Genomic DNA, 23,670 nt, shown 5'->3' with positions numbered 1-23,670 from the left:
CGGTGGGCCGGGGGTGCGCCCCGAAGCCGTCCGAGGGGTTGGTCAGCTGTCCGGGCCCTCCTCCCAGCGGCGGTTCCGTACCGCCGGTACGGCCAACACTACGGCCCCGGCCGCCAGTTGCCAGACCGCCCCGACGAGCAGCACGGTGTCCGCGCCGAACCGGCCCGCCAGCGGCCCGGCCGCCGCCAGTCCGAGCGGGCCGAGGGCGAAGGCGCCCAGGACGCCGAAGGCCGTCATCCGGCCGAGCAGCTCCACCGGCACCCACTTCTGCAGGGTGGTGTTGTAGAGCGTCCCGCAGACCGCCGAGCCGGCCCCGGCCACCAGCGCGCCGGCGGCCACCCAGGGCAGCCCCGCCCCGGCCGCGAGCGCCCCGGAGGGCAGCGCCCAGGCCAGCGCCGCCGCGGACGCCACCGCGAGCGGACGGGCGGGCGCCCGGCCGAGCATCAGCAGGCCGCTCAGCACCGCCCCGGCGCCGTACACGCCCATCACCAGGCCCCAGGCCCGGGCGCCGCCGAGGTCCCGCTGCGAGAGCAGCGGGCCCAGCACCAGGAAGGGGGCCCAGACCAGCAGGTTGAACAGGCCCATCTGCGCGGTGGTGATCCACAGCCACGGGCGGGAGGCGAACTCCGACCACCCGGCCCGCAGGTCCCGGATCATCGACTCCTCGCCGCCCGCCGCCGCCCGTACCGGCAGCCGCAACCTGGCCAGCGCGAAGGCGCCGACGCCGTACGTCACCGCGTCGGCCAGCAGCACCGTCGCCGGCCCCCAGGCGGCGGTGACCAGCCCGGCGGCGGCGGGGCCGACCACGGTGGACACCGAACGGGCCAGCCCCAGCAGGGTGTTGGCGTCCGCCATCAGCTCCTTGCGGCGCACCAGATCGGGCACGATCGCGCCGAAGGCCGGCATGAACAGCCCCTCGCCGACCCCCCAGAGCGCCACCAGCGCGACCATCGACCAGACCGGCGCGTGCCCGGCCGCCAGCAGTCCGGCGAACAGCGCCTGGACCAGGCCGCGCAGCAGGTCCGAGCCCAGCATCACCCGGCGGCTGCCGAGCCGGTCCGCGATCACCCCGCCGGCCAGCAGCACCAGCACCACCGGGAGGATCCGGGCCGCCATCACCCATCCCAGGGCGGTGCCGCCGCCACCCCCGGCTCCCCCGGCTCCCCCGGCGCCGTCCTCGCCGTCGAGCACCGCGAAGGCGACCGCGACCGGCGCCATCGAGGAGCCGATCAGGGAGGTCGTGTATCCGATGAAGAACCACGTGAATTCGCGCTCGCCGAGCACGGCGAGACGGTCTCCCAGTCGCCTTCTGCGGGCCGGGATCCGTTCGGTCTGCATTGCCATGTGCAGCAAGTCTGCGGTCCGGCGGGGAGCGCTTCAAGGGATTCCGGCGAAAAAGTTGAGCCTTTTGGAGTCAATTTTCCGAACGGAGCGAACTGCCGCAGTAAATTCGTCTTTCAAGGGCTCCCGACCTGCCCTTTACTGCGATTCCTGGCTAGGGTTCGAGCGGCTTGGCGGAATTGATTTACTGCGGAAGAAGGCGATCGTGACAGAAACTGCGGCAGGACTCCCACCGGTCGAGTACGCCGTCGCCGTCGAGCGCTACCTGGCCGCCTCCGGGCTCGCCGCCGGCTCCCGGCGGATCTACCGGATCGCGCTGGACACCTGGGCCTGGGCGCTCGCCGACCGGCCCTCCCCCACCGGCCCCGAACGGCGGCGGGCCCGGCCGCCCGTCCTGCCGCTCGCACTGCTCGACCACCCGGACGCCGCCGAACGGCTGCGCGACGCGGCCGCCCGGCGCGCGGCCGACACCGACCCGCACACCCTCAACCGGGAGCTCTCCACCCTGCGCGCGGCCGTGGCCTGGTGGCGGGCCAGGGGCTGGCTCGACGGCGACCCGACCACCGGCCTGCTCGCCCGCCCGCTGCCCGAACCCGCAGCGGCCGCAGGCCCGTTGACCCCCGAGGAACTGCACGCCCTGTTCACCCTCCGCGCGCCGCTGCGCGAACAGGCGCTCTGGCACCTGCTGCACGAGTCCGGCGCCGCGATCGAGACCGTCCTCGCCCTGGACGCCGACCACCTCGACCTGCCCCGCCGCCGCACCCGCCCCGGGCAGGCCACCATCCACTGGCAGTCCGGCACCGCCCGGCTGCTCCCCCTCCTGGTGGCCGGCCGCGCCACCGGCCCGCTCTTCCTCACCGACCGCCGCGCCCCCGCCGGCACCCCCGCCCGCGACCGCTGCCCGTACACCGGCCACGCCCGCCTCTCCTACCGCCGGGCCGCCGAGCTCTTCACGGCCCACACCCGGCCGCTCGGCCCGGGCTGGACCCTCCGCCGACTGCGGGCGGGGCGGTAGCCGCAGGGCGGCGGCGCGCGGCGCGCGGCGGGGTTTCGGGCCCCGAGTGACGTCACGGGCGGCGGCCGTTACGCAGCCGATGGGCAGCCGTGACACGACCGGCCGAGGACCGCGACACGGCCCTCCTACCGTCGTCCTCGACGCCACCGGCCGAACCGATCGAGCCGGCCGGAGGGCGTCCGCGACGAGGACGTACGCGTCCGGCGCCGACGACGGACGTCCCGCGACACCAGCACACCGGGGCCCGCGAAGCGCGGAGCGAACGCGGTGCCAACCGCACCGCGCACCGCACCGCGGACCGCCGGCCGCCCAGGTACCGACCGATGCAGATGGAGACACCCCGCATGAGCAGGAGCCGTACCCACCACTCGCCCGCCCGCCGCGTCCTGGCGGTCTGCGCCCTGACCGGCGCCGCGCTGCTGGCCACCATCAGCGGCGGGCAGGCCTGGGCCGACGGCGTGCCGAAGCCGGCCGCCCCCAGTGTCGCCGCCCCGAGCGGCGACGCGGCGCCGAGGACCGCCGTGCCCACGCCGTCCGCCGCCCCGAAGGCCGACGCCTCGCCGGCCGTGGCCGCCCCCAAGGGCGTCGCCTCGCCCGCCCCGGTCGCGCCCGGTGGCGCCCAGCCGCAGGTCCGCGAGGTGCCCAAGGGCGCCGCGCAGGCCGGTGACGGCTCCGCCGCCTCCGAGGGTTCCGGCCTGATGCTCGCCGGCGGCGGCACCGTCGCGGCCGTCGGCGCCGCGGCCCTGGGCTTCGCCGTTCTGCGCCGCCGCTCCGGTGCGCGCGGCTGACACCGGTCCCGAGTCCGCCGGGCACCCCGGCGCCGCTTCCCCGAACCCGGCCGGGCGGGGAAGCGGCGCCGGGGCCGTCCCGGTGGCGGGGACCGACACCCGCCGTCGCGCCAAGGACCACCGGCGGGGCCGCCGACGCGCCGCCCGGCCCGCTCCGGGCCCGCTGCGCCGCACCGCCTTCGGCACCGCGGGCCTGCTCTGCCTGGTGCTCGGCACCTCGCTCGCGCTGTCCGGCCGGGAGACCCCGGTGGTGCGGGTCGAGACCTCCGGGCACGGCACCGGCACCGGCACGGACGCCCCGGCGATGACCCCGGGCCCCCCGGCCACGACCGGCGCCGCGTCCACATCCACGTCCACCGCCCCGAAGCCGTACGCGTCCTCGCCGCCGACCCGCCTGCTGGTCCCCTCCGTCGGAGTGGACGCACCGGTGACCGACCTCGGCCTGAACGCCGACGGAACGGTCGAGGTGCCGCCGGCCGACCGGGGCGAGGAGGTCGGCTGGTACCGCAACGGCCCCACGCCCGGGGAGAACGGCCCGGCCGTGCTCATCGGGCACTACGACACCGCGCACGGCCCGGCGGTCTTCAAGCAGCTGCCGAAGCTGCGGCCCGGCGAGCTGATCCGGATCCGGCGCGCCGACGGCAGCACCGTGGACTTCAAGGTCCGCACGCTGCTCCAGGCCGCCAAGGACCACTTCCCGACCGAGCAGGTGTACGGCGACACGCCCGCGCCCGCACTCCGGCTGATCACCTGCGGCGGGCGGATCGGCTCGGACGGCCACTGGACGGACAACATCATCGTGCTGGCGGACCTGGCCTGACGGCCGGGACGGGTCGTACGGACCACATGAACCACATGAACCACGTGGACCGTACGAGCCGTACGACCCACGTGGTCCGGACTACCCGAACAGCCCGAACAGCCCGCACAGCCCGCACGGCCCGCACGAAGTTACCGTCGCGGAACCGCCGACCGCCGACCGCGCGACCTACCACCGGGGCGGTGACGGGAGCGACGACCGGAACGACGACCGGAGCGACGCCGCAGAGCAGGAGGACGAACACCGACCGTGGCAGCGACACCACCACCCCGCCGCCGGCCCGGCGCCGTCCAGGTGGCCACCCTGGCCGGCCTGGTCGTCGTCCTCGCCCTCGCCGGCCTGGCCTTCGGCCGCGCCACCCCCGGCGACCTGCGCGACCAGGGCCCGGTCCGGGCCGTCACGCCGCCGCCGGTGCCCCAGCCGCTCTGGCCGAAGCTGCCCACCTCCCCGCCGCCGTCCGCGGCCGCGGCCGGCGTCACCCAGGAGCCGCCGCAGCCCGTACCGGACGTGACCGTCCCCGGGCACGACATCACCGCGGTCGACGTGCGCACCGTCCTCGCCAAGGACCCGAACGTGGGCCCGGAGGAGCGCCAGGCGCTCGGCTCCTGCGCCGGGTGCGAGGTCCGCGCCCCCGAGTTCCGCGACCTCTCCGGGGACGGGCAGCCCGAGCTGATCACCGTCGTCACCACCCCCGGGCGGGTCGTGCTGCACGTCTACGCCCTCGCCGAGGAGCACCTGCTGCCCGTCCTCCAGGTACAGGTCCTGCCGGCGTTCAGCGCCGCCACCGTCGGCACCGACCTGCGGCTGTTCGAGCCCACCAGCGCCTACGCCCGGACCACCAGCCTCTACCAGTGGAAGGACAACAGGCTCGTCCTGAAGGAACGCAAGGACGAGGGCGTCGGCCTGCTCCCGCACACCGGCGCGGACACCGCCGCCCCCGAGTCCGGCCCGGCAGTGGCACGCCCCACCCCGTTCGCGCCGAGGCAGGCGGCCCCCGAGGCCGCCGTCCCGTCCCCGCGCCCCGTCCGGCCGTCCTCCGGGCCCGCCGCGCCCTCCACCCCCTCGGGGCCCTCCGTCCCCGCCGTGCTCCCGGAAGCCAAGCGATGACCCCCGCCACCGCCCCCGCCCACCCGCACATCCTCCTGGTCGAGGACGACGAGGTGATCCGCGAGGCCACCCGGATGGCCCTGGAGCGCTACGGCTTCCCGGTCACCACGGCGGCCGACGGCCTGGAGGGGCTGGAGGCGTTCCACGCCGTCCGGCCCGACCTGCTCCTGCTGGACGTCATGCTGCCGCTGCTCGACGGGGTCGGCCTCTGCCGCCGGATCCGGGAGGAGAGCCAGCTGCCGATCCTGATGATGTCCGCCCGGACCGACCCGGTGGACGTGGTCTCCGGGCTGGAGGCCGGGGCGGACGACTACGTGGTCAAGCCCTTCGAGAGCGCCGTCCTGGTCGCCCGGATCCGTACGGTGCTGCGCCGCGTCCGGGTCGTCCCGGCGACCGACGCCCCACCGCCAGCGGACGCCCCGGCGGCCGACGCCCCGCCGCTCCCCGGCACCCCCGGAGTCCCCGGAGTTCCGCAGCCGGCGGTCCCGCCGACCGCCCCCGCCCCCACCCCGTCCGTCCGCAGCTTCGACGGCCTCCAGGTGGACACCGACAGCATGGAGGTCCGGGTGGACGGCCGCCTCGTCCCGCTCACGCCCACCGAACTGCGGCTGCTGCTGGAGTTCACCGCCGCGCCCGGGATCGTGCTGGAGCGCTCCACCCTGCTCGAACGCGTCTGGGACTACGAGTGGGGCGCCGACACCCGGGTCGTGGACGTCCACGTACAGCGGCTGCGCGCCAAGATCGGCTCCGGCCGGATCGAGACCGTCCGCGGGTTCGGCTACAAGCTGCGGCGCCCGGCATGACCCTGCGCCGCCAGATCGCCACCGCCGTCGCCGCCATCGCCGTCCTGGTCGCGGTGGCCGTCGGCCTGCTGGTCCACCAGGCGATGATCCGTCAGCACGTGGACCAGGCCGGCTCCTCCGCACTCGCCGCCCTCGACTCGGCCCTGGCCGGCTACGGGCGCGACGGCGAGGTGGCCGGCCACGGCGCCGCCGTGAACGACCCGGCCCTGCCCGACCGACTGCGCGCCCTCGCCGACGGCGGCCGGCACGGCTCGCTGCTCGCCGCCGACGGCACCGGCGAGTCCATGTGGGCGGCCGGCCCGGTGCAGAACGGGGTGCTGTCCGTCCGGGTGGACTTCACCCAGGACCGGCAGGCCATCGCCGACCTGGACCGGATCATCCTGCTCACCGTCGTCGCCGCGGTCTTCACCACCGTGCTGGCCGGCGTGCTCGTCGCCGACCGGATCAGCCGCAGGCTGCGCACCGCGGCCACCGCCGCCCGGGGCATCGCGGCCGGCGGGACGGACACCCGGATCGGCGAACTCGTCGACGGCAAGGACGAGGTCGCCGACCTCGCCGCCGCCGTCGACCTGATGTCCCGCACCCTGCACCGGCGCCTGGAGGACGAGCAGCGCTTCACCGCGGACGTCGCCCACGAGCTGCGCACCCCGCTCACCGGGCTGGTCACCGCCGCCGAGCTGCTGCCGCCCGGACGCCCCACCCAGCTCGTGCAGAACCGGGTCCAGGCACTGCGCGGCCTGGTCGAGGACCTGCTGGAGGTCTCCCGCCTGGACGCCGACGCGGAGTCCCCCGACCTCTCCGCCGTCCCCCTGGAGCGCGCGGCACGCCGCACCGTCTCCCTCACCGGCCTGGACGTCACCGTCGACATCACCGCCGACCGGCAGGTCCGCACCGACCTGCGCCGGCTGGACCGCATCCTCGGGAACCTGATCCTCAACGCCCACCGCCACGGCGCCGGCCCGGTTCACCTGCACGTCGACGGCCTGCGGATCACCGTCCGCGACCACGGCCCCGGCTACCCCGAGGACCTCCTCCGGCACGGCCCGCAGCGCTTCCGCACCAACGCCCCCGAACGCGGCCGCGGGCACGGCCTCGGCCTCACCATCGCCACCGGCCACGCCCGCGTCATCGGCGCCACCCTGACCTTCACCAACCACCCCGAGGGCGGCGCCGTCGCCACCCTCGCCCTCCCCCCGGACTGACCCCGCCCACGCGAAAGGGCCGGCCCGACAACCCGTCGGACCGGCCCTTCCCTCGTACACCTGAGCCCCCTGTCGGGTTCGAACCGACGACCCCCGCTTTACAAGGACAGGCGTTCGACACCCAGCGTGACCTGCGGCTCGGCCACCCTGCGGGTTCCCGGCTCGCCTCACCGCCGGCGCCCGCGATTCACCGCCACGTACCGCCCGTTCTGGCACGCCTGTGGCACGCGGCCCGTTCGCCACGCTGCAAGCGGCGGCTGTGGGCCAGCCCAACTGTGAAGCCCGCGTCACCGGCGCTTCGGGAAGGAAGCCTGTTCCCTGTCTGAGGAGCTCCTCCCCCATCGACATGCTCCAAGCAGTTAAGCGCTCGGCGCCGCGTGGCCGCGGGGTTCTGGACTGCACTTATAGCGCTGCGAGAGGATGACCCTGCGGCTTCGCCCGCACCGAGCAGACGCCGCCCCATGTGACTTGACAGGTGATCGATGTATATCAAGCGCCTAGTAGTGAAGAACATCAAGGGATTCGAGCACGCCGACCTTGATTTTTGCGAAGACGGCGAGAATTACGCAGGATGGTGCGTTATCACAGGGGATAACGGGTCAGGAAAGACCGCCCTCCTGAAGTCAATCGCACTCTCCCTTCTCGGCCCCAGTGACGCAAGGGCTTTGATTCCAGATCTTCGCGGATGGGCGACCGAAGGCTTCGACTCGGGCACAATTTCACTCGAAATCAAGCCAAATCACGAATACGACAAAAGCTCCCGCGGCGGATTCCCCATCCAGAGCACGTTCTGGGCAGAAGTCGAGTTTGAGCGAGAGAACAACGCCTGGACGATGTCTCCAGCTGACGTCTTCCGAAACAAGAAGAAGGGTGCAGTCAACGGCCCGTGGGCACCCGGCACAGCCGGATGGTTCACACTCGGATACGGTCCATTCAGGAGGCTCTATGGGAGTTCTCCAGAGGCTCAGCGCCTAATGGTAATCCCCGGGAGAATTCCGCGATTTGCAACTCTCTTCAAGGAGGACGCAACACTCAGCGAATGCGAGCAGTGGGTGAAGCAACTCAACTACAAAAAGCTCGAATCGAAGCTGACCGAAAGTATCGAGAGTGTCACCCTTGACAATCTCCTAAAGATCCTTGGAGACAACTTCCTTCGCGAAGGGGTTCAAATCGATGAGGTAAACTCAGACGGGATATGGCTGACAGATTCCGCAAATCGGAGAATGCCGCTTTCTGACATGAGCGAAGGATACCGATCTGCACTGGCTATGCTGATCGATATTTTCAGGCACATGGTTGAAGTTTATGGCCCATCCGACATTGTGAAGATGAATGAGGACGGCATCCACTACGTCAATCGCCCAGGGGTTGTTGTGATTGACGAAGTTGACTCACATCTCCACCCGGCATGGCAGCGAGAGATCGGATTCTGGCTGAAGCAGCATTTCCCGCTCGTCCAGTTCATCGTCACCACGCACAGTCCATTGGTATGCCAGGCTGCAGACAATGGTCGCATCTATCACATCCCTCAACCTGGCCAGGGTGAGCCATTCATGCTCACAGAAGAGGACTATGCCAGGGTGATCGCCGGGAAGCCTGACGAAATTCTCCTAACTCCCGCCTTTGGCCTAAGGAACACGCGCTCTCCGCGGGCGGTCACAGCTCGTACACGGCGAGCCAGGCTCAAGGCTAAAGAAATGGCAGGCGCCAATTTGGCCCCCGAGGAGCAGCGGGAGCTTGAACAGCTCCAGCTCTTTGTCTGAAGGCTGGCCACAATGAGAAGTGTGGTGCGAGAAGCTCTGCCTATCGCTTCGCGACTTGAGCTACACAAGCGAAGTAAAAAGGTATCAAACTACGGCGAGTCGCGCGCCGAGTGGGACAGGTATCGAGGTACGGTCGCGGCCAGTCGCGTTGTTCAAGTCCTGGCGCACATGTCTGGAGCCAGGAAGAGGTGCGCATACTGTGTGGACTCTCGCTCAGCCGACGTTGATCACTTTCATCCAATCAAACTGGACTATCAGCTGGCATTTCGATGGTCAAACCTAATTCTCATTTGCCCTGAATGCAACAGGAGCAAGGGGGCCAGGTTTCCCCTTGATGGCAACGGCCAGCCACTACTCATAAACCCCACGCGAACCGACCCGTGGCGCCACCTCGTGCTCGACATTGACACGGGCATGATAGCGCCACGCTTCAATGGAGATTCCTTCGATCAAATAGGCGAGGCGACTCTAGAGACCGTCGGGCCAATAAATGATGAAGCCACCTCCGAGGGGAGAAGAAGGGCCTCCGAGAATTACATAGACCTATTTGAATTGGCCGGCATCCGCGGCGACACCAGCGAATTGCGCCGATCAATAGTAAAGGTCGTCAAGTATGACGACTTTGGGCTGGCTTCTTGGTTTTCAAAATGGGATGGGGCAAAGCTTCAGCCGATGATGGAGGTGCGGTCGTCAATGCCAGATCTCTGGAAGAGGTTCTGCTCTCTAGCGTGCCGACAAGCAACAAACTCGCTGTAGCTGCAAGGCTCAGAACGAGGGCGGTGGAGCGGTTTTGGCCGGTGTCCTGCCTGGTTTGGGGTCGGGCATGATCGGGGGGCCGTAAGCTGTTGCGACTCGGTCAGGGCTTCTGGGCCTGACCGCAATTTGGCCGAGTGGCCCCCCGTTCTTGCTCGACTCGGGTCCCGAGCCTGGGAGGTGGGTAAAACCGTGGAGCCGCCCGCCCCAGCCCCGGCGGGCTCTGACCTCGGCATCCCTCCCGGCCGCACGCTCGATGTGCGCGGCCGGCCGCCGCCGAAGCGGGGCGCAAGACAGGAGCGACGGCGAGCGGCTGGGCCGCGCGCTGGCGCGCTGTGCGCGCCCTTGAACCAGTAGCGAAACTCGTAACAGTCACCTTCCCACCCCATCCCCTCACCCCAACTCCCCTGCTACCTCTCCCCATCCCACACACCGCCCGCCTGGCTGTGCACGGGCATCGACGCCCACGCCATAGAACTTGTAGACACCCCTGGTTGCTCCGGCCGCGCTTCCTAGCCGCTGGCATGGCTGGCTGACTCTCAGCGTTCCTGCCGATCGGTCCGTGGGCATGCTGACCTTGGTCAGACGGGCCATGCCGGAGGGGGACGAATGGCGGAGCTGGTGGTCAAGGCTTGGCGGGTGCCGGGGAAGGAACGGCTCTACGTCAACAAGGCTGGTGACCGCAGCGATTCGGTGGCCTGGCTGGACTGCAAAACCGGCGTCGTCATGGTCGAGCTCCCGGAGTTCGAGGAGTCCGCGCTGGCCAAGGTCGAAGAGTGGTGCCGGTCCTTCGGCAGTCACGTCCCACCCCACACCATCCAGCGCCGCGGAGAGAAGAACCCACCTCCGAGAGTGCGCACAGCACCGGTACCGCAGCCGCGGACGGAGGTCCCGTTTCTGCCTCCGATGCGCGAGGAGGACGACCTTTCGCGGAACCGGCCCGGTGCCGGGCTGGAGAGCCTGGTGCGTGAGGGCGAAGAGCGGTACGGGCTGCTTGTCCGCCTCGCTGCCAAGCTCTCCCGCCAGCGTCTCGGCGATCCGAGCACGCTTCGTGGCCTGGAGGGCGAGCAGATCGTCGGGGCCCGGTTGGAGCCGCTGAAGGTCGCCGGCTGGAAGGTTCTTCACGGGGTGCCGCTGCCGTCCGGGTCCGATATCGACCACGTGGTGATCGGTCCGCCGGGCGTCTTCACGGTCAACTCGAAGCACCACCCGGGCGCCACCGTCTGGGTCGGCGACAAGGTGGTGAAGGTCAACCGCAACGGCTTCCCGTACCTGGAGAACTCGGAGTTCGAGGCGAGCCGTACCGCCAGGCTGCTCACCGAGTGGTGCGGCTTCGAGGTGCCTGTTCACCCGGTCATCGCCGTCGTCGGCGCCCAGAAGATCACGCTTGGGGCGGCGCCGGCGGTGACGGTCATCGATGGCGAACAGATCGCCGACGTCCTGCCCACCCGGCCTGCCGCACTGTCCCCGAGCAGGGTGGACCGGGTCTTCACCATCGCTCGCCACCGCCATGTCTGGAGCCAGATAGGCAAGCGCGGAAAGAAGACTCGCTGACTCAGTTTGCCCGCGGCATGTCGATGAGCGTCCGCCCGTCATGGGTCCGGACGAGCGGGACCGTGTCGCTCCGGACGGCGTCGAGCAGGCGGACGGCGTAGACCTCGCCCATGCGGTCGGTGATCTCCTCCGGGGTGAGCCAGGCGACGGCCGTCGACTCGTCGGACAGCTGCTCGCTGCCGCCCTCGGGGTGGCACCGGAAGACCAGGGCGACGATGCCCCGGGTCACGTTCTTGTAGACCCCGGTTAGCCGTTCCACCGAGACCTTGATCCCGGTCTCCTCGTACACCTCGCGGCGCACGCCGTCCTCGACCGTCTCCGACAGTTCCAGCACTCCGCCGGGCGGTTCCCAGGTGCCGTTGTCGGCCCGCCGGATCGCGAGAATCCGGCCGTCCTCACGCACTACCGCCCCGGCCACAGACACGGAGTGGAGAGGCGTTGAAAGTTGTTGCGAGGGACTGGTACTCATGTACAGGAGAATAGGAGACCTTTCAGCACCATGGCGAGTGGCGAGGCCGCATCGACGGCGAAGGCGAAGTACCAGCAGATCGCGGATGACCTGGCATCGCAGATCCGGTCCGGGGTCCTGGCCCCCGGGGCGGCGATCCCCAGCGAAGCCGAGCTCATGGAGCGCTATGGAGTGGCCTCCGGAACGGTCCGCAAGGCCGTCGCCGAACTGCGGACGACGCAGCTGATCGAGACGCACCACGGCCGCGGCTCCTTCGTCCGCTCCCGCCCTCCGGTGCAGCGCAAGTCCTCGGACCGCTTCCGCCGTGCCCACCGGCTCGCCGGCAAGGCGGCCTACCTTGCCGAGGCCGAGCAATCCGGCGGCAAGCCCTCCGTGAACGTGCTCTTCGTCGGACCGGTCGACGCCCCGGAGGAGATCGCCGAGCGGCTGAACGTGCCCGCCGGCTCGAAGGTGCTGGCGCGCAAGCGACGGTACTTCCGCGACGGGACTCCGACCGAGGAAGCAACGTCCTACCTGCCGTGGGACGTGGTCAAGGACATCCCGGAGACCTTCGCCGAGAACCCCGGCGGCGGTGGCATCTACGCACGGCTGGAGGAGCACGGCCACAGGCTGGCTGAGTTCACCGAGACGGTCCGGGCCCGCCTGGCTACCAAGGCGGAGACGGCGGCGTTGGCGTTGAGCCCCGGCTCCCCGGTGATCCATCTCGTCCGGGACGCCATCTCGGACGCCGGCCGCGTCGTCGAGGTCTGTGACACCGTGATGGCTGCTGACCAGTTCGTTCTTGACTACCGCTTCCCAGCGCGGGACTGACGCCACCTCAACTCCAGCAGCCCGTCGCGAGATTCTTCCTCGCGGCGGGTTGACTCATGTACAGGAGTCAGGCACTCTTCTATCCATCAGCTCATGTACATGAGTGCATGAGCTTCACTCCGCTAGAGGAGAAGCACCCGGCTGTGCTCATGGACCCGGGTGCCCGATGAAGGAGCCAGAGAATGCGCTTCATCCCCGTCGACACGACCGCCGCGCTGGTGATGGTCGCCCAGGCGCCCCGCCCGAAGCTCAAGGACCGCCGTACCGGCGAGATGGCCATGGACGCCGAGACCGGCGCGCCGCTGGTCACCCTGGACGTCACGTTCGTGGCCAACGGTGAGGCCGACATCCTGTCCCTGACCGTTCCGCAGCCGGGCATCCCGGACGGGCTGGCGCCGGGCGTGCTGGTCAGCCTCACCCGGCTCATCGCCCGGCCGTGGGAGAACGAGTTCAACGGTCAGAAGCGCTCCGGCATCGCCTTCCGGGCCGACGCCGTGACCGTCGCCGCCGCGCCGGCCCTCGCCGGCACGAACGCCTGATCGCCGTGAACACCCTGACGGCGACGCTCCTGGAGCTGAGCGTCCCCGCGGCCGCCGTCGGTTCCGGAGCGCTCTACGCCAAGGCGAAGATGCCCCGGACCTACTGGGCGACCGTCGGTCTCCCGCTGACCATCCACCGCATCCGGCATGACTTCGAGAACGTCATGGAGGCCTGCGGGCTCACTGTGGAACCCTCGTTCTGGCGCGCCATGGCCTCGTCCGCCACCAACCGGCCGGCGAAGCCCGCGATGCCGAGGATCCGGGGCATGCAGGCGAGCTCGACCGGCCTGCGGGTCCGGCTCCGGCTCGCCCGTGGTCAGCAGACGTCGGACCTGGACGATGCGGCCGAGCGCCTGCGGCACGCCTGGGGCGTTCACGCGGTGCACGTCTCGGAGGTCAAGCCCGGTGTGGTGGACCTGCGGATCGTCGGCTTCGACGTACTGCGGAACGTGCGCATGCCGCGTCGTGCCGGCGCCAAGTCTCGTGAGCTGCTGCGGATCCCGGTCGCGCTGCGGGCCGACGGCACCGTGCACCACCGGGACTACCGGCAGGCCCCGAACGGGCTGAACCTCGGCGCCAACCAGTCCGGCAAGTCGATGTTCACCCGGAACCTGATCCACGGCCTCGCTCCGCAGCCCGTTGCCCTGGTGGGCATCGACTGCAAGCGCGGCGTCGAACAGCGCCCCTTCGCTCCGCGGATGTCTGCGCTGGCCACCGACCAGGGGGAAGCGCTCGGCCTGCTGCTCGCGCTGCTGGTCGAGATGGACGACCGGTACGACCTGATCCGCGACCACCAGGGTGTCCCTGGATCGGTGGCGGCCGAGGACCTGACCGCCGACATCTGGGGCCTGCCCGCGAAGGTTCGGCCGGTGCCGATCGTGGTCGTGGTGGACGAGATCGCGGAGCTGTTTCTCGTGGCCAGCAAGGCCGATGAGGAGCGACGGAACCAGATCGTCACCGCGCTCATCCGGCTCGCCCAACTCGCCCGCGCCGCCGGCATCTTCTTGGAGATCTCGGGCCAGCGCTTCGGCTCCGAGCTGGGCAAGGGCGCGACCCTGCTCCGCTCCCAGCTCACCGGCCGCACCGTCCACCGGGTCAACGACCTGGAGACGGCGAAGATGGGGCTCGGTGACATCTCCGACGCTGCCGTCGCCGCGTCCACCCGGATCAGCCCCGACATGCCCGGGATGGCCGTCGCCGGCGACACCTCCGGCCAGTGGTCCGCGATCCGCACCCCGTTCCGCTCGCTCACCGAAGTCGCCGAGCGTTGCGCCGAGTTCGCGCACCTGACGCCCGACCTGGACCGCCTGGCGGCCTTCCGCCCGCCGGCCGCCACGCCGGCGAACATCCCGCCGATGCCCTCCGCGCCGCCGAGCTTCGCGCCGGTCCCGGCCGCCGAGTAGCGACACCTCACCCAACGGCCGGCGCGACCGCTTCGCGCCAAGTCCCTACCCCCGCCATGCCTCGACCAGGAGGAGACCCGCCCATGTCCCGCAAGCCGTCCATCGCCGAGATCGGCGCCTTCCTCGGCCGCCTCAAGGCCGCCCGCGACAACGACACCGACACCGGTCCGCTGCTCGCCGAGAAGGCGGACCTGCTGGAGCGCATCGCCCAGGCCAACCCGGACGACCGCGACGCCGCCCAGGTCGCCCGAGAGGCCCGCGCCGCCGCCGACCGCGCCCAGCGCAACCGCCGGTGACCCTGGTGGCCGCCCGCAAGCGCACCGCGCCGCCGAAGCCTGCGCCCTGTCAGCCTTGCAAGGGCACCGGCCAGACCACCGAGTCCGTGTACGTCGGCCGTGGCGCCCACCGTCGTCGGATCGCCGAGCAGGAGGCCACGTGCCTGGACTGCCTCGGTACCGGCGTCGCCCTGGAGGCATCGCTGTGATCCAGATTCGCGTGATCTGCGACGTCAACGACGTGCCGCTTGTCGTCGCCGACCTCTGTCGGCTGTGGCGGGTGCACGACGTCAAGGAGTTCCCCGCGCGGGACTCCGGCCAGCGTCGCCTCTACGTCACCGCCACCCGCCGAGCGACCAGTACCGGGTGAATCGATATGCGCCGATTTCCCAAGCTGGACGCCGTACTGGCGCAAGCGGTGATCGCCGCCGCTCTCTCCTTCGCCCACCTGCACGACCTCGCCGAGGCCGCCGGCCAGAGCGGCTGGAAGTCCTGGGCCTACCCAGTGTCCGTCGACCTCCTGCTCGTCGCCGCCTGGCGCCGGATGCGCTCCGGGGCCGCTCGCCGGCTCGCATGGTGCTGGTTCGTGATCGCGTTGGCGGCCTCGCTCGGCGCCAACGTAGGCACCGCCGGACTGCTCGACCTCGGCAACGCCCCGGCCTGGCTCCGAGTCCTGGTCGCCGGCTGGCCCGCCGCCGCGTTCCTCGGTGGCACCTTGCTGGCCCACTCGGCTGCCGTGCCCGCCGAGGAAGCCCCGCCGGTCGATCAGGAACCGGACGACGCCAAGGCTGACGACGTCCCGCCGCTGTACGTTCCGGCCGCCGAACCGATCACCGAACCGGATGTCGAGCCGACGCCCGTCCCGCCGCCCGCGGCTGTCCCGGCGATCGAACCGGCTCCCGCCCCGGCACCGCCCCCGGTCCCCGCGCCGGCCCCGACGCCCGCGGTTCCGGGCTTCCTCCTCGACCACGCCCGCAAGGTCGCCGACGACCACCGCACCCGGACCGGCACTCCGATCGATGCCGCCACACTCCGCGCCCGCCTCGGAGTCCAAGACCCGCTCGCCTCGGCGCTCGCCGCCGAACTCGCCTGAAGGACCTACGTGATGAACGTCCAGCTGCCCTTCCTGTTCATCCTCGCGCTCGCCGCCTGGTTCATCGTCCGGAACCTCCGACTGCGCTGGTGGGCCGTCGCCGCGCTGGTCCTCCTCGGCTTCTACCTCGCCGACACCTCCGCCGCCCCGCTGATCGACAACACCACCCACGACGGCGTGAACATCATCAACAAGACCACCACCAAGTAGACAACACAACAAGGGAGTTGCCCGTGAAGACCACTGTCCGCCTGCCGCCCCTGGTCACCGTGGACGGCTCCGGCCTCGTCGCCGAAATCGAGGCGTACTTGGCCTCACTGCCCGCCCCGGCCCGCATCGCCGTGCCGTACGTCTCGCCGCTCGGCTCCACCGTCCAGGCCTGGAACGCCGGCTACCCGGCCCCGCGGCTCACGCTCCTCGACCGGATCACCCACCGCCCTGTTCGCCCTGTCCCCGTGAGCGCCGCCGACCACCTCCGGCTCACCTCCCGCTACATCGACGCCTTCGGCTGGCTCCAAGGCGCCATGTGGGACTCGGCCGGGCGCGTCTGCCTCCTCGGCGCCCAGGCCGCCGTCCTCGCCCACGGCTATGGCACCCCGGCCACCGTCACCACCGCCCGGGTCCAGCTCATGGAGATCCTGCACGCCACCGGCCGCCCCGTCCGCTCCCCGGACGAGTACAACGACCGCCCCACCACCCGCCGGGCCGACATCCACCGCCTGCTCGACCAAGCCGCCGGCCGAGCCCAGCGCCTCGGCCTCTGACCTCCCCGGGACGGCCAACACGCCGCCAGCATCCCGGCGCCCCGGAGACCGCGACCCCAACCACACCCATCACGAAGGACCGCACATGGACGTGCCCACGATCCTTGCCGCCGGTGTACCGCTGATCGGATGGACCACCCACGGCACCTGGCTGAGCCAGCGCCTCGCCACCGCCCGTCGTGACCCACTCACCGGGCTCCACACCCGCGACGGCTTCACCGCCCGCGCCCACCGGCTGACCCAGCGCCACCCGGACCGCGCCTCGGTGCTGCTGATCGACCTGGACGACTTCAAGGCCACCAACGACACCTACGGCCACGCCGCCGGCGACGCCGTGATCACCGCCACCGCCGTCCGCCTGTCCGCCTGGTACGGCCGCCCCGGCATCGCTGCCCGCCTCGGCGGGGACGAGTTCGCCGCCGCCGTCCTGAACGCCCCCGCGCGCCTGCCCGACCTCCGCGCGGCCCTCAACCAGCCGGTCCCATACGCCGGGTTCACGCTCCCGGCCTCCGCCTCGGTGGGCATCTGCCCCGTCGCCGAGCTGCCGGTCGCCTCGCTCACGGACGCGCTCGCCTCCGCCGACCGGGACATGTACGCGCACAAGCGCGACGGTCGCACCTCCCGCCGCCGCTGATTCGAAGACCGGCCCCGGGGCGGCAACACGCCGCCAAGCATCCCGCCGCCCCGAGGCCGCAACCCCTTCCCGAACCGAAGCCCACGAAGGAGAGCACCATCATGCCGCAGCACAGCCACGCCCCGACCCGCATCTGCCCGAACTGCTCGGGTCACGCCACCGCACACATCGCCACCGGCGTGCGCCTGCGCGACGGTTCCCGCGCCACCGTCCCGGTCACCTGCCCGACCTGCCACGGCGCCGGCACCGTCGCCCGCCCGCTGGCCACCGCCGCCAAGGCGGCCTGACCGATGGCCCTCCTCGACTGGCGCGACTCCAAGCACTGGGCCACCAAGCCCGAGCCCTGCGGCGTCTGCGACAAGCCCACCAACCTCCGCTCCGACCGTGGCAAGCCCGTCCACAAGGTCTGCGCCGAGGAGTGGACCAACCGCCACCAGAAGCCCGCCGACCAGTCCTGAGCCGCTCCGCCCCGGAGCCGCTCGCTCGCCCGGCTCCGGGGCCCTCCCACAGGAGATGACCCCGTGCTCGACCAACTCCCGAACCGGCTGGCCCTCGCGGACCTGGCCCGGCTTGCCTCCCGGGGAGACCTTCCCCGACTCGCCGACCAGATCCGCCGGACCGGCGGCTGCTCGAACCCGATTCATCTGGCTGGCTTTCGCACCCTCACGCACGCCCCGACCGGCGCCGTCTGGCACCGCTACTCCACCGTCCATGAGCCCGGTGGGCGTCTCAAGATCGCCTGCGGCAACCGCCGGGCCTCCCGGTGCCCCTCGTGCGCCCGCACCTACTCGGCGGACACATTCCACCTGATCCGCGCCGGCCTCGCCGGAGACACCGCCAAGGGCGTCCCGACCACCGTTCGCTCCCACCCCCGGGTCTTCGCCACCCTGACCGCCCCCTCGTTCGGCCCAGTCCACAACCGGCCCGACAACGGCACCTGCCGCTGCAGCTCCACCCACCCCTCCAGCTCGCCCCTGCTCGGCACGCCGCTCAACCCGGAGCGCTACGACTACGGCCACGCGGTGCTGTGGAACAACCACGCCCCGGACCTGTGGCGCCGCTTCACGATCTACCTGTTCCGGGTGATGGCGAAGATGGCCGGGCTGTGCCAGTACGAGTTCAAGGAGCAGGCGAAGATCTCGTTCGGCAAGGTCGCCGAGTACCAGCGCCGGGGCGCCGTGCACTTCCACGCCGTGATCCGCATCGACGGACCCAAGGGCCCTGGCACGCCTCCGCCCGCGTGGGCCACGGTCGCGCTCCTGGACGCCGCGATCCGGGCCGCTGCCCGCCGCGCCAGCGTCCCCGTCGCCGCCGGTGGTGACCAGCCCGCCCGAGTCCTGGAGTGGGGCACGCAGGTGGACGTGCGCCCGATCGGCGCCTTCTCGACCGGAGAGATCACAGAGCAGGCCGTCGCCTCGTACGTGGCCAAATACGCCACCAAGTCCGCCGAGACCACCGAGACCGTGGACCGCCGCATCCTTGAACGCCACGAACTCGACCGGCCCGACCTGCCCGCCCACACTCGCCGCCTGATCGAAGCCTGCTGGGACCTCGACCAGCACTACCCCGGCCGCCTGCTCGCCCACTGGTCCCACATGCTCGGCTTCCGCGGCCACTTCTCCAGCAAGTCCCCCACCTACTCGACCACGCTCGGCGCCCTCCGCCAGGTCCGCGCCGACTACCGCGCCGACCAGGCCCGCACCGAGCTCCGGGAACGCCTGCTCGCCGCAGGCCTCCCCGACCTGGACGACCTGCCCGAAGCCGAAACGTTGGTCGTCGCCCACTGGGCCTTCGCCGGCGCCGGAAACTCCCCGGGTGAGTCCCTGCTCGCCGCCACCATCGCCCGGGACCTGCACGAACGCCACACCACCGACCGACAGGAGATGCGCGCACAACTCGCGCGAGAAGAGGGGGACGAAGCATGGACCGCCTGCTGACCGTCAAGGAAGTCGCCGAACGCCTCGGCACCTGGGAGAGCAGCGGGGAACGCTTCCCCCGCCGCCTGGTCGCGGAACGCCGGATCACCTTCGTCAAGGTCGGCCACCACGTCCGTATCCCGGAAACAGCCCTCGCCGCATACGTGGCTGCCAACACCGTCCAGCCGATCACCCGGTCCCGTCGGCTGCGGGCGGTGGCCTGATGGCCAACGACAAGGGCAACCGCCGGCGCTTCGGCTCGGTCCGCAAACTCCCGTCCGGCCGCTGGCAGATCCGCTATCCCGACCCGGTCACCGGCCTGATGCGGCCCGGTGAGGAGACCTACCCCACCAAGACGGACGCCGACGTCGTACTCACGCTCATCGAGGCCGACATCAAGCGCAATCAGTGGACCGACCCGGACGCCGGGAAGGTCAAGTTCGGTGACTTCGCCGACGAGTGGCTCAAAGAGCGGAAGTTGGAGGACACCACCAGGGAGCGGTACGAGGGAGTGCTCCGGCTGCACATCAAGCCGACGTTCGGCTCACGCTTCCTCTCCGACATCACGCCCGCCCGGGTCCGGACGTGGCGAACCCGCCTCCTGGAAGCGGGAGCCGGCGAGCCGACCGTCGTCAAGGCCTACCAACTGCTCCGCAGCATCATGACCACCGCCGTGGACGACGAACTGATCAAGCGCAACCCGTGCCGGATCAAGGGCGCCGACACCTACGACGTCCCGGATCGCCCGGTGCTGACCCTCCAGGAGATCTACGCCGTGGCGGAAGCCATCCAGCCCCAGTGGCGGGCGCTGGTGCTGCTGACCGCGTTCACCGCGCTGCGGCTCGGCGAACTGGCTGCCCTGCGTCGGCGTGACGTGGACCTGGAAGCGCGCATCCTCTGGGTCCGCCGCAACCAAGCCGAGCTGAGCAGCGGCAAGCTCATCACCAAGGCACCCAAGAGTGACGCCGGCTTCCGCCCGGTGGCCTTCCCGGACCTGATCGTCCCGGACCTGGAGCACCACCTGGAGCTCCATGCCGCCAAGGGCCAGGACGGCCTGTTCTTCGTCGGTCCGCGGGGCGGTCGACTGCGCCGGAGCAACTTCCGGGACGACTGGGTGGCGGCGAAGGAGAAGGCCGGCCTCCCGTCGCAGGTCCACTTCCACGACGTCCGGCACTTCGGGAACGAGCTCGCCGCGCGGAACGGCGCGACCCTCCGCGAACTCATGGCACGGATGGGCCACAGCACCTTCCGGGCTGCGCTGATCTACCAGCACCGGAGCAACGACCGCGATCGTGCCATCGCGGATCGCATGGGCGAAGCCGCCCGCAAGGAACTCGGCAAGGACGATCCGCCGGACCCTTCTGGCACGCCCGTGGCACAGCCGGAGTAGCACCGCAGCAACGACGAAGGGCCAGCCCCACCGGATCACCCCGGTGAGCTGGCCCTTCTGGCGTCTCCGCCACGGAGCCCCCTGTCGGGTTCGAACCGACGACCCCCGCTTTACAAGAGCGGTGCTCTGGCCAGCTGAGCTAAGGAGGCACGGTGGCCGTCCGCGACGGATCACGGCGGCACCGGGGGCAGTCTACCGGGCCCGGGTGACGGGATGGGGGGATATCCGGGGCTTGGTGGGATGGGTGGGCGTGATGGAACCGATGCCGAAATCGGGTCGGGTGGGGGCTGACAAGTCACGGAACCGCAGGTAGCGTCGCCGGGAGTCGGTTCGAGCAGTGGTTCAGACCACTGGCGGCCCGGCGGAACCCTGACAAACCCCCCTTTACTCGGATCGTCCGGCACGTTCCTGCCGGTGAAGGAGAGCGACAACCATGGCTTCTGTCACGTACGACAAGGCAACCCGCGTCTACCCCGGGGCGGACAAGCCCTCGGTGGACGCGCTGGAGCTGGAGATCGCGGACGGCGAGTTCCTCGTGCTGGTCGGCCCCTCGGGCTGCGGCAAGTCGACCAGCCTGCGCATGCTGGCCGGTCTGGAGGACGTCAACGCCGGTGCGATCCGGATCGGCGACCGCGACGTCACCCACCTGCCGCCGAAGGACCGGGACATCGCCATGGTGTTCCAGAACTACGCGCTCTACCCGCACATGACCGTCGCCGACAACATGGGCTTCGCGCTCAAGATCGCCGGCGTGAACAAGGCGGACATCCGCACCAAGGTCGAGGAGGCGGCGAAGATCCTCGACCTGACCGACTACCTGGACCGCAAGCCGAAGGCGCTCTCCGGCGGTCAGCGCCAGCGCGTCGCGATGGGCCGCGCGATCGTCCGCCAGCCGCAGGTCTTCCTGATGGACGAGCCGCTGTCGAACCTGGACGCCAAGCTCCGCGTCTCGACCCGCACCCAGATCGCCGGACTCCAGCGCCGCCTGGGCATCACCACGGTCTACGTCACCCACGACCAGACCGAGGCCCTCACCATGGGCGACCGGGTCGCGGTGCTCAAGGACGGTCTGCTCCAGCAGGTCGACACCCCGCGCAACATGTACGACAAGCCCGCCAACCTCTTCGTGGCCGGCTTCATCGGCTCGCCGGCCATGAACCTGGTCGAGGTGCCGCTGGTGGACGGCGGCGTGAAGTTCGGCGGCTCGGTCGTCAACATCTCCCGCGAGGACCTGTCCGGCGCCGGCGCCGACAAGACGGTGACCGTCGGCATCCGCCCCGAGCACTTCGAGGTCGTCCCGTCGGGCGGCATCGAGGGCGTCGCGGTGACCGTCAACGTGGTCGAGGAGCTCGGCTCGGACGGCTTCGTCTACGGCACCACCCAGATCGGCGGCAAGGACCACGAGCTGGTCGTCCGCGTGCCCGGCCGCCAGATCCCGGCCCGCGGCGAGACCATCCACGTCGTGCCGATCGCCAACGAGACCCACGTCTTCTCCACCAGCTCCGGCCTGCGCCTGAGCAACTGACGCGACCTCGCGCCTCCCCGGAGCCCGTCGGACCCCCGTGGTCCGGCGGGCTCCGTCCGTGCACCCCCGCGTCAACACGGCGGAGGGACGAAACCGGACAGTGTGTCACTCGATGGTGTAACGGAGGGCGATCCTGCCCGTACCCACCGCTACTCTCCTGAGGGTGAAGCAGCTAGTGCGCCGTATCGGCCAGACCGTCGCCCTGACCCTGCCGGTCGTCCTGGTGACCACCGGCACCCTCGCCGTGACCCGGGTCCCGTGGGCCCCGCCGACCGGGCTCGACCAGCAGGTCGTGGCGGCGTCGAGCGGCGACGGCGCCGGGATCGGGCGTTCCAACAACGCGGCCGGCGCCGCGGCCAGGGCCTCGGACGGGCTCGCCCCGCAGGACTCGCTGCGGGTGGCGCTGCTCGACGAGCTGCGCGCGAAGAACCCCTCCGCCGCGCTGGACCTGCTGGAGCGCTCGATGCGCGAGCAGCCCTCGCTGACGCCCTACTGCACCTCGCTGGCCGGCGAGCTGGGCAAGGCGGCGGTGCGCAAGTACCAGGGCGACGTCCAGCGGGCCCGCTCCTTCGCCCGCCCGGTCTGCGACGGCTCGTTCGCGGCCGGCGTCGTCGGCTGAGGAAGGCCGGGAGACCGCCGGAGGCGGTCGGAGACGGTCGGGGACGGCTGCGGAAGGCCGGGAGGACCCCGGTCCCCGAGGCGGCGGACACCCCCGTCCGCCGCCTTATTGTTCAGGCATGACCGCTGACTCCGGCCCCACCGCCGACCTCCCGTCCGCCCGGCCCCCGCAGCCCCACCCGCCCCGGCCGACCACGACGCCCGTCACCCAGGCCGTCATCCTGGCCGGCGGCCAGGGCTCCCGGCTGCGCCCCTACACGGACGACCGCCCGAAGCCGCTGGTCGAGATCCCCGGGACGGGCACGCCGATCCTCGGCCACCAGCTGGCCTGGCTGGCCGAGGAGGGCGTCACCGACGTCGTGATCTCCTGCGGGCACCTCGCCGACGTGCTGGAGGAGTGGCTGGACAAGGCGGACCTGCCGCTGCGGGTGCGCACGGTGGTCGAGGCGGAGCCGCTCGGGCGCGGTGGCGGGCTCAAGTACGCGGCCAAGGCGCTGCCCCGCCCGGACGAGCCCTGGTACGCCACCAACGGCGACATTTGGACCCGCTTCAGCCTGCGCGAGATGGCCGCCTTCCACCACGAGCGGGACGCCGTCGCGACGCTCGCGCTGGCCCGGCCGCGGATCCCCTGGGGCGCGGTGGAGACCGACCAGTTCGGCAACGTGCTGGACTTCATCGAGGCCCCGCCCTCGCCCTTCCTGATCAACGCCGGCCTGTACGTGTTCAGCCCGGAGTTCGCCGAGCTGCTGCCGGACGTGGGCGACCACGAGCGCACCACCTTCCCCCAGCTGGCCCGCGGCAAGCGGCTGGCGGGCTACCAGCTGCCGCAGGGCGTGTACTGGCGGGCCATCGACACCGCCAAGGACCTCACCGAGGCGGCCAAGGAGCTCGCCTCCGGCGCCGGCCGGGCACCCCGGTAGCCGACGGGCACCGCAGGCCCGTCCGCGCCGCGACCGGACGGCCGCAGGCCCCGCCCGGCTGCCCACCCGCACACGGACGCGGACGCGCTCGCCCGACCCCGCGCGGAGGCGGACGCCCCCGCCCCACCGCACGCGCACGGCGATCGGCCGGGTGCTCCCCCACGGAGC

The 23,670-nt window shown here is 71.3% G+C and carries 29 protein-coding genes, 1 tRNA gene and 1 pseudogene; 28 read left to right on the top strand and 3 right to left on the bottom strand.

The features are described from left to right. Positions 1–42 precede the first annotated feature (42 nt). A complete protein-coding gene (locus tag ACFVVA_RS05490) occupies positions 43–1,344 on the bottom strand; it encodes an MFS transporter (RefSeq protein ID WP_387685969.1) in 1,302 nt (433 codons plus the stop codon). A gap of 202 nt (positions 1,345–1,546) precedes the next feature. Between ACFVVA_RS05490 and ACFVVA_RS05485 the strand changes: the two genes are divergently transcribed. The 10 genes and pseudogenes from ACFVVA_RS05485 (at position 1,547) to ACFVVA_RS05440 (ending at position 11,146) form a co-directional block, all read left to right on the top strand. Further along, positions 1,547–2,356 carry a hypothetical protein gene (locus tag ACFVVA_RS05485; protein ID WP_387685967.1) on the top strand — a complete coding sequence of 270 codons (810 nt, stop codon included), beginning with the start codon at positions 1,547–1,549 and terminating at the stop codon, positions 2,354–2,356. Positions 2,357–2,700: 344 nt separating this feature from the next. Beyond that, positions 2,701–3,144 carry a sortase-dependent protein gene (locus ACFVVA_RS05480; RefSeq protein WP_387685964.1) on the top strand — a complete coding sequence of 148 codons (444 nt, stop codon included), beginning with the start codon at positions 2,701–2,703 and terminating at the stop codon, positions 3,142–3,144. A gap of 82 nt (positions 3,145–3,226) precedes the next feature. After that, positions 3,227–3,964, top strand: a complete 738-nt coding sequence (locus ACFVVA_RS05475; RefSeq protein ID WP_387685962.1) for a class F sortase — start codon at positions 3,227–3,229, stop codon at positions 3,962–3,964. Between the two features lie 249 nt (positions 3,965–4,213). After that, positions 4,214–5,071: a hypothetical protein gene (locus ACFVVA_RS05470; RefSeq protein ID WP_387685959.1), complete on the top strand. Its 858-nt coding sequence runs from the start codon at positions 4,214–4,216 to the stop codon at positions 5,069–5,071. After that, positions 5,068–5,874, top strand: a complete 807-nt coding sequence (locus tag ACFVVA_RS05465) for a response regulator (protein WP_387685957.1) — start codon at positions 5,068–5,070, stop codon at positions 5,872–5,874. Before ACFVVA_RS05470 ends, ACFVVA_RS05465 begins: the two co-directional genes overlap by 4 nt. Further along, positions 5,871–7,076 (top strand): sensor histidine kinase, encoded by a 1,206-nt coding sequence (locus tag ACFVVA_RS05460; RefSeq protein ID WP_387685955.1) that lies wholly within the window; start codon positions 5,871–5,873, stop codon positions 7,074–7,076. Before ACFVVA_RS05465 ends, ACFVVA_RS05460 begins: the two co-directional genes overlap by 4 nt. A gap of 482 nt (positions 7,077–7,558) precedes the next feature. Next, entirely contained in the window at positions 7,559–8,839 is a 1,281-nt protein-coding gene (locus tag ACFVVA_RS05455) for an AAA family ATPase (protein WP_387685953.1), read from the top strand. Positions 8,840–8,851: 12 nt separating this feature from the next. Then, positions 8,852–9,151, top strand: a pseudogene (locus tag ACFVVA_RS05450) (HNH endonuclease); the annotation flags it as partial. Between the two features lie 81 nt (positions 9,152–9,232). Further along, positions 9,233–9,595, top strand: a complete 363-nt coding sequence (locus ACFVVA_RS05445) for a hypothetical protein (RefSeq protein WP_387686387.1) — start codon at positions 9,233–9,235, stop codon at positions 9,593–9,595. 606 nt (positions 9,596–10,201) lie between these two features. Next, complete coding sequence (locus tag ACFVVA_RS05440) at positions 10,202–11,146, top strand: nuclease-related domain-containing protein (RefSeq protein WP_387685952.1); 945 nt, start codon at positions 10,202–10,204, stop codon at positions 11,144–11,146. Between the two features lies 1 nt (position 11,147). Here ACFVVA_RS05440 and ACFVVA_RS05435 read toward each other — a convergent pair whose 3' ends face one another. Continuing rightward, the gene (locus tag ACFVVA_RS05435; protein ID WP_387686360.1) at positions 11,148–11,627 is read right to left on the bottom strand and encodes an NUDIX hydrolase; all 480 of its coding nucleotides are present in this window, start codon (positions 11,625–11,627) and stop codon (positions 11,148–11,150) included. Between the two features lie 18 nt (positions 11,628–11,645). On the opposite strand from ACFVVA_RS05435, the gene ACFVVA_RS05430 reads away from it, so the two are divergent. The 15 genes from ACFVVA_RS05430 to ACFVVA_RS05360 all read left to right on the top strand — a co-directional run bounded on the left by ACFVVA_RS05430 (position 11,646) and on the right by ACFVVA_RS05360 (position 20,439). After that, a complete protein-coding gene (locus tag ACFVVA_RS05430; protein ID WP_387685950.1) occupies positions 11,646–12,425 on the top strand; it encodes a GntR family transcriptional regulator in 780 nt (259 codons plus the stop codon). Positions 12,426–12,607: 182 nt separating this feature from the next. Further along, positions 12,608–12,964: a hypothetical protein gene (locus ACFVVA_RS05425; RefSeq protein WP_387685948.1), complete on the top strand. Its 357-nt coding sequence runs from the start codon at positions 12,608–12,610 to the stop codon at positions 12,962–12,964. Positions 12,965–12,969: 5 nt separating this feature from the next. Next, entirely contained in the window at positions 12,970–14,367 is a 1,398-nt protein-coding gene (locus ACFVVA_RS05420) for an FtsK/SpoIIIE domain-containing protein (protein WP_387685946.1), read from the top strand. A gap of 83 nt (positions 14,368–14,450) precedes the next feature. Next, on the top strand, positions 14,451–14,663 hold the full coding sequence (locus ACFVVA_RS05415) for a hypothetical protein (RefSeq protein WP_387685944.1): 213 nt from the start codon (positions 14,451–14,453) through the stop codon (positions 14,661–14,663). Next, positions 14,660–14,851, top strand: a complete 192-nt coding sequence (locus ACFVVA_RS05410; RefSeq protein ID WP_387685942.1) for a hypothetical protein — start codon at positions 14,660–14,662, stop codon at positions 14,849–14,851. Before ACFVVA_RS05415 ends, ACFVVA_RS05410 begins: the two co-directional genes overlap by 4 nt. After that, positions 14,848–15,012 carry a hypothetical protein gene (locus ACFVVA_RS05405; protein WP_387685940.1) on the top strand — a complete coding sequence of 55 codons (165 nt, stop codon included), beginning with the start codon at positions 14,848–14,850 and terminating at the stop codon, positions 15,010–15,012. The genes ACFVVA_RS05410 and ACFVVA_RS05405 overlap by 4 nt, the downstream gene beginning before the upstream one ends. Before the next feature lie 6 nt (positions 15,013–15,018). Further along, the gene (locus ACFVVA_RS05400) at positions 15,019–15,735 is read left to right on the top strand and encodes a DUF2637 domain-containing protein (RefSeq protein WP_387685938.1); all 717 of its coding nucleotides are present in this window, start codon (positions 15,019–15,021) and stop codon (positions 15,733–15,735) included. Between the two features lie 12 nt (positions 15,736–15,747). Next, positions 15,748–15,945, top strand: coding sequence for a hypothetical protein (locus ACFVVA_RS05395; RefSeq protein WP_387685935.1), 198 nt, complete (start codon positions 15,748–15,750; stop codon positions 15,943–15,945). 23 nt (positions 15,946–15,968) lie between these two features. Next, complete coding sequence (locus ACFVVA_RS05390) at positions 15,969–16,499, top strand: hypothetical protein (protein WP_387685933.1); 531 nt, start codon at positions 15,969–15,971, stop codon at positions 16,497–16,499. Between the two features lie 85 nt (positions 16,500–16,584). Continuing rightward, the gene (locus ACFVVA_RS05385; protein ID WP_387685931.1) at positions 16,585–17,133 is read left to right on the top strand and encodes a GGDEF domain-containing protein; all 549 of its coding nucleotides are present in this window, start codon (positions 16,585–16,587) and stop codon (positions 17,131–17,133) included. A 101-nt stretch (positions 17,134–17,234) separates the two neighbouring features. Beyond that, positions 17,235–17,420, top strand: a complete 186-nt coding sequence (locus tag ACFVVA_RS05380; RefSeq protein ID WP_387685929.1) for a hypothetical protein — start codon at positions 17,235–17,237, stop codon at positions 17,418–17,420. 3 nt (positions 17,421–17,423) lie between these two features. Further along, the gene (locus ACFVVA_RS05375; RefSeq protein ID WP_387685927.1) at positions 17,424–17,591 is read left to right on the top strand and encodes a hypothetical protein; all 168 of its coding nucleotides are present in this window, start codon (positions 17,424–17,426) and stop codon (positions 17,589–17,591) included. Between the two features lie 63 nt (positions 17,592–17,654). Further along, complete coding sequence (gene repSA, locus ACFVVA_RS05370; protein WP_387685924.1) at positions 17,655–19,070, top strand: replication initiator protein RepSA; 1,416 nt, start codon at positions 17,655–17,657, stop codon at positions 19,068–19,070. Then, positions 19,055–19,273, top strand: a complete 219-nt coding sequence (locus ACFVVA_RS05365; RefSeq protein WP_387685922.1) for an excisionase family DNA-binding protein — start codon at positions 19,055–19,057, stop codon at positions 19,271–19,273. Before repSA ends, ACFVVA_RS05365 begins: the two co-directional genes overlap by 16 nt. Then, a complete protein-coding gene (locus ACFVVA_RS05360) occupies positions 19,273–20,439 on the top strand; it encodes a tyrosine-type recombinase/integrase (protein ID WP_387685920.1) in 1,167 nt (388 codons plus the stop codon). The genes ACFVVA_RS05365 and ACFVVA_RS05360 overlap by 1 nt, the downstream gene beginning before the upstream one ends. Before the next feature lie 75 nt (positions 20,440–20,514). Here the strand turns inward: ACFVVA_RS05360 and ACFVVA_RS05355 are convergent. Beyond that, positions 20,515–20,588, bottom strand: a tRNA-Thr gene (locus ACFVVA_RS05355). Positions 20,589–20,872: 284 nt separating this feature from the next. On the opposite strand from ACFVVA_RS05355, the gene ACFVVA_RS05350 reads away from it, so the two are divergent. From ACFVVA_RS05350 to ACFVVA_RS05340, 3 genes are all read left to right on the top strand, one after another. Next, on the top strand, positions 20,873–21,964 hold the full coding sequence (locus ACFVVA_RS05350) for an ABC transporter ATP-binding protein (RefSeq protein WP_387685918.1): 1,092 nt from the start codon (positions 20,873–20,875) through the stop codon (positions 21,962–21,964). A 163-nt stretch (positions 21,965–22,127) separates the two neighbouring features. After that, the gene (locus tag ACFVVA_RS05345; protein WP_387685916.1) at positions 22,128–22,583 is read left to right on the top strand and encodes a hypothetical protein; all 456 of its coding nucleotides are present in this window, start codon (positions 22,128–22,130) and stop codon (positions 22,581–22,583) included. 118 nt (positions 22,584–22,701) lie between these two features. Next, positions 22,702–23,502: an NDP-sugar synthase gene (locus ACFVVA_RS05340; RefSeq protein ID WP_387685914.1), complete on the top strand. Its 801-nt coding sequence runs from the start codon at positions 22,702–22,704 to the stop codon at positions 23,500–23,502. Positions 23,503–23,670: the final 168 nt, after the last annotated feature.

It is taken from the genome of Kitasatospora sp. NPDC058048, from assembly GCF_042885555.1.
Classification (GTDB): domain Bacteria; phylum Actinomycetota; class Actinomycetes; order Streptomycetales; family Streptomycetaceae; genus Kitasatospora; species Kitasatospora lactacystinica.
This window is presented reverse-complemented; position numbering and strand designations above follow the sequence as displayed.

What these genes read in the sequence shown, in the direction of transcription:
- ACFVVA_RS05490 (WP_387685969.1), bottom strand. Translation starts at nt 1,344, where the DNA reads ATGGCAATGCAGACCGAACGGATCCCGGCCCGCAGAAGGCGACTGGGA.
- ACFVVA_RS05480 (WP_387685964.1), top strand. Translation starts at nt 2,701, where the DNA reads ATGAGCAGGAGCCGTACCCACCACTCGCCCGCCCGCCGCGTCCTGGCG.
- ACFVVA_RS05465 (WP_387685957.1), top strand. Translation starts at nt 5,068, where the DNA reads ATGACCCCCGCCACCGCCCCCGCCCACCCGCACATCCTCCTGGTCGAG.
- ACFVVA_RS05460 (WP_387685955.1), top strand. Translation starts at nt 5,871, where the DNA reads ATGACCCTGCGCCGCCAGATCGCCACCGCCGTCGCCGCCATCGCCGTC.
- ACFVVA_RS05455 (WP_387685953.1), top strand. Translation starts at nt 7,559, where the DNA reads ATGTATATCAAGCGCCTAGTAGTGAAGAACATCAAGGGATTCGAGCAC.
- ACFVVA_RS05440 (WP_387685952.1), top strand. Translation starts at nt 10,202, where the DNA reads ATGGCGGAGCTGGTGGTCAAGGCTTGGCGGGTGCCGGGGAAGGAACGG.
- ACFVVA_RS05430 (WP_387685950.1), top strand. Translation starts at nt 11,646, where the DNA reads ATGGCGAGTGGCGAGGCCGCATCGACGGCGAAGGCGAAGTACCAGCAG.
- ACFVVA_RS05425 (WP_387685948.1), top strand. Translation starts at nt 12,608, where the DNA reads ATGCGCTTCATCCCCGTCGACACGACCGCCGCGCTGGTGATGGTCGCC.
- ACFVVA_RS05415 (WP_387685944.1), top strand. Translation starts at nt 14,451, where the DNA reads ATGTCCCGCAAGCCGTCCATCGCCGAGATCGGCGCCTTCCTCGGCCGC.
- ACFVVA_RS05400 (WP_387685938.1), top strand. Translation starts at nt 15,019, where the DNA reads ATGCGCCGATTTCCCAAGCTGGACGCCGTACTGGCGCAAGCGGTGATC.
- ACFVVA_RS05395 (WP_387685935.1), top strand. Translation starts at nt 15,748, where the DNA reads ATGAACGTCCAGCTGCCCTTCCTGTTCATCCTCGCGCTCGCCGCCTGG.
- ACFVVA_RS05385 (WP_387685931.1), top strand. Translation starts at nt 16,585, where the DNA reads ATGGACGTGCCCACGATCCTTGCCGCCGGTGTACCGCTGATCGGATGG.
- ACFVVA_RS05380 (WP_387685929.1), top strand. Translation starts at nt 17,235, where the DNA reads ATGCCGCAGCACAGCCACGCCCCGACCCGCATCTGCCCGAACTGCTCG.
- ACFVVA_RS05375 (WP_387685927.1), top strand. Translation starts at nt 17,424, where the DNA reads ATGGCCCTCCTCGACTGGCGCGACTCCAAGCACTGGGCCACCAAGCCC.
- ACFVVA_RS05365 (WP_387685922.1), top strand. Translation starts at nt 19,055, where the DNA reads ATGGACCGCCTGCTGACCGTCAAGGAAGTCGCCGAACGCCTCGGCACC.
- ACFVVA_RS05360 (WP_387685920.1), top strand. Translation starts at nt 19,273, where the DNA reads ATGGCCAACGACAAGGGCAACCGCCGGCGCTTCGGCTCGGTCCGCAAA.
- ACFVVA_RS05350 (WP_387685918.1), top strand. Translation starts at nt 20,873, where the DNA reads ATGGCTTCTGTCACGTACGACAAGGCAACCCGCGTCTACCCCGGGGCG.
- ACFVVA_RS05340 (WP_387685914.1), top strand. Translation starts at nt 22,702, where the DNA reads ATGACCGCTGACTCCGGCCCCACCGCCGACCTCCCGTCCGCCCGGCCC.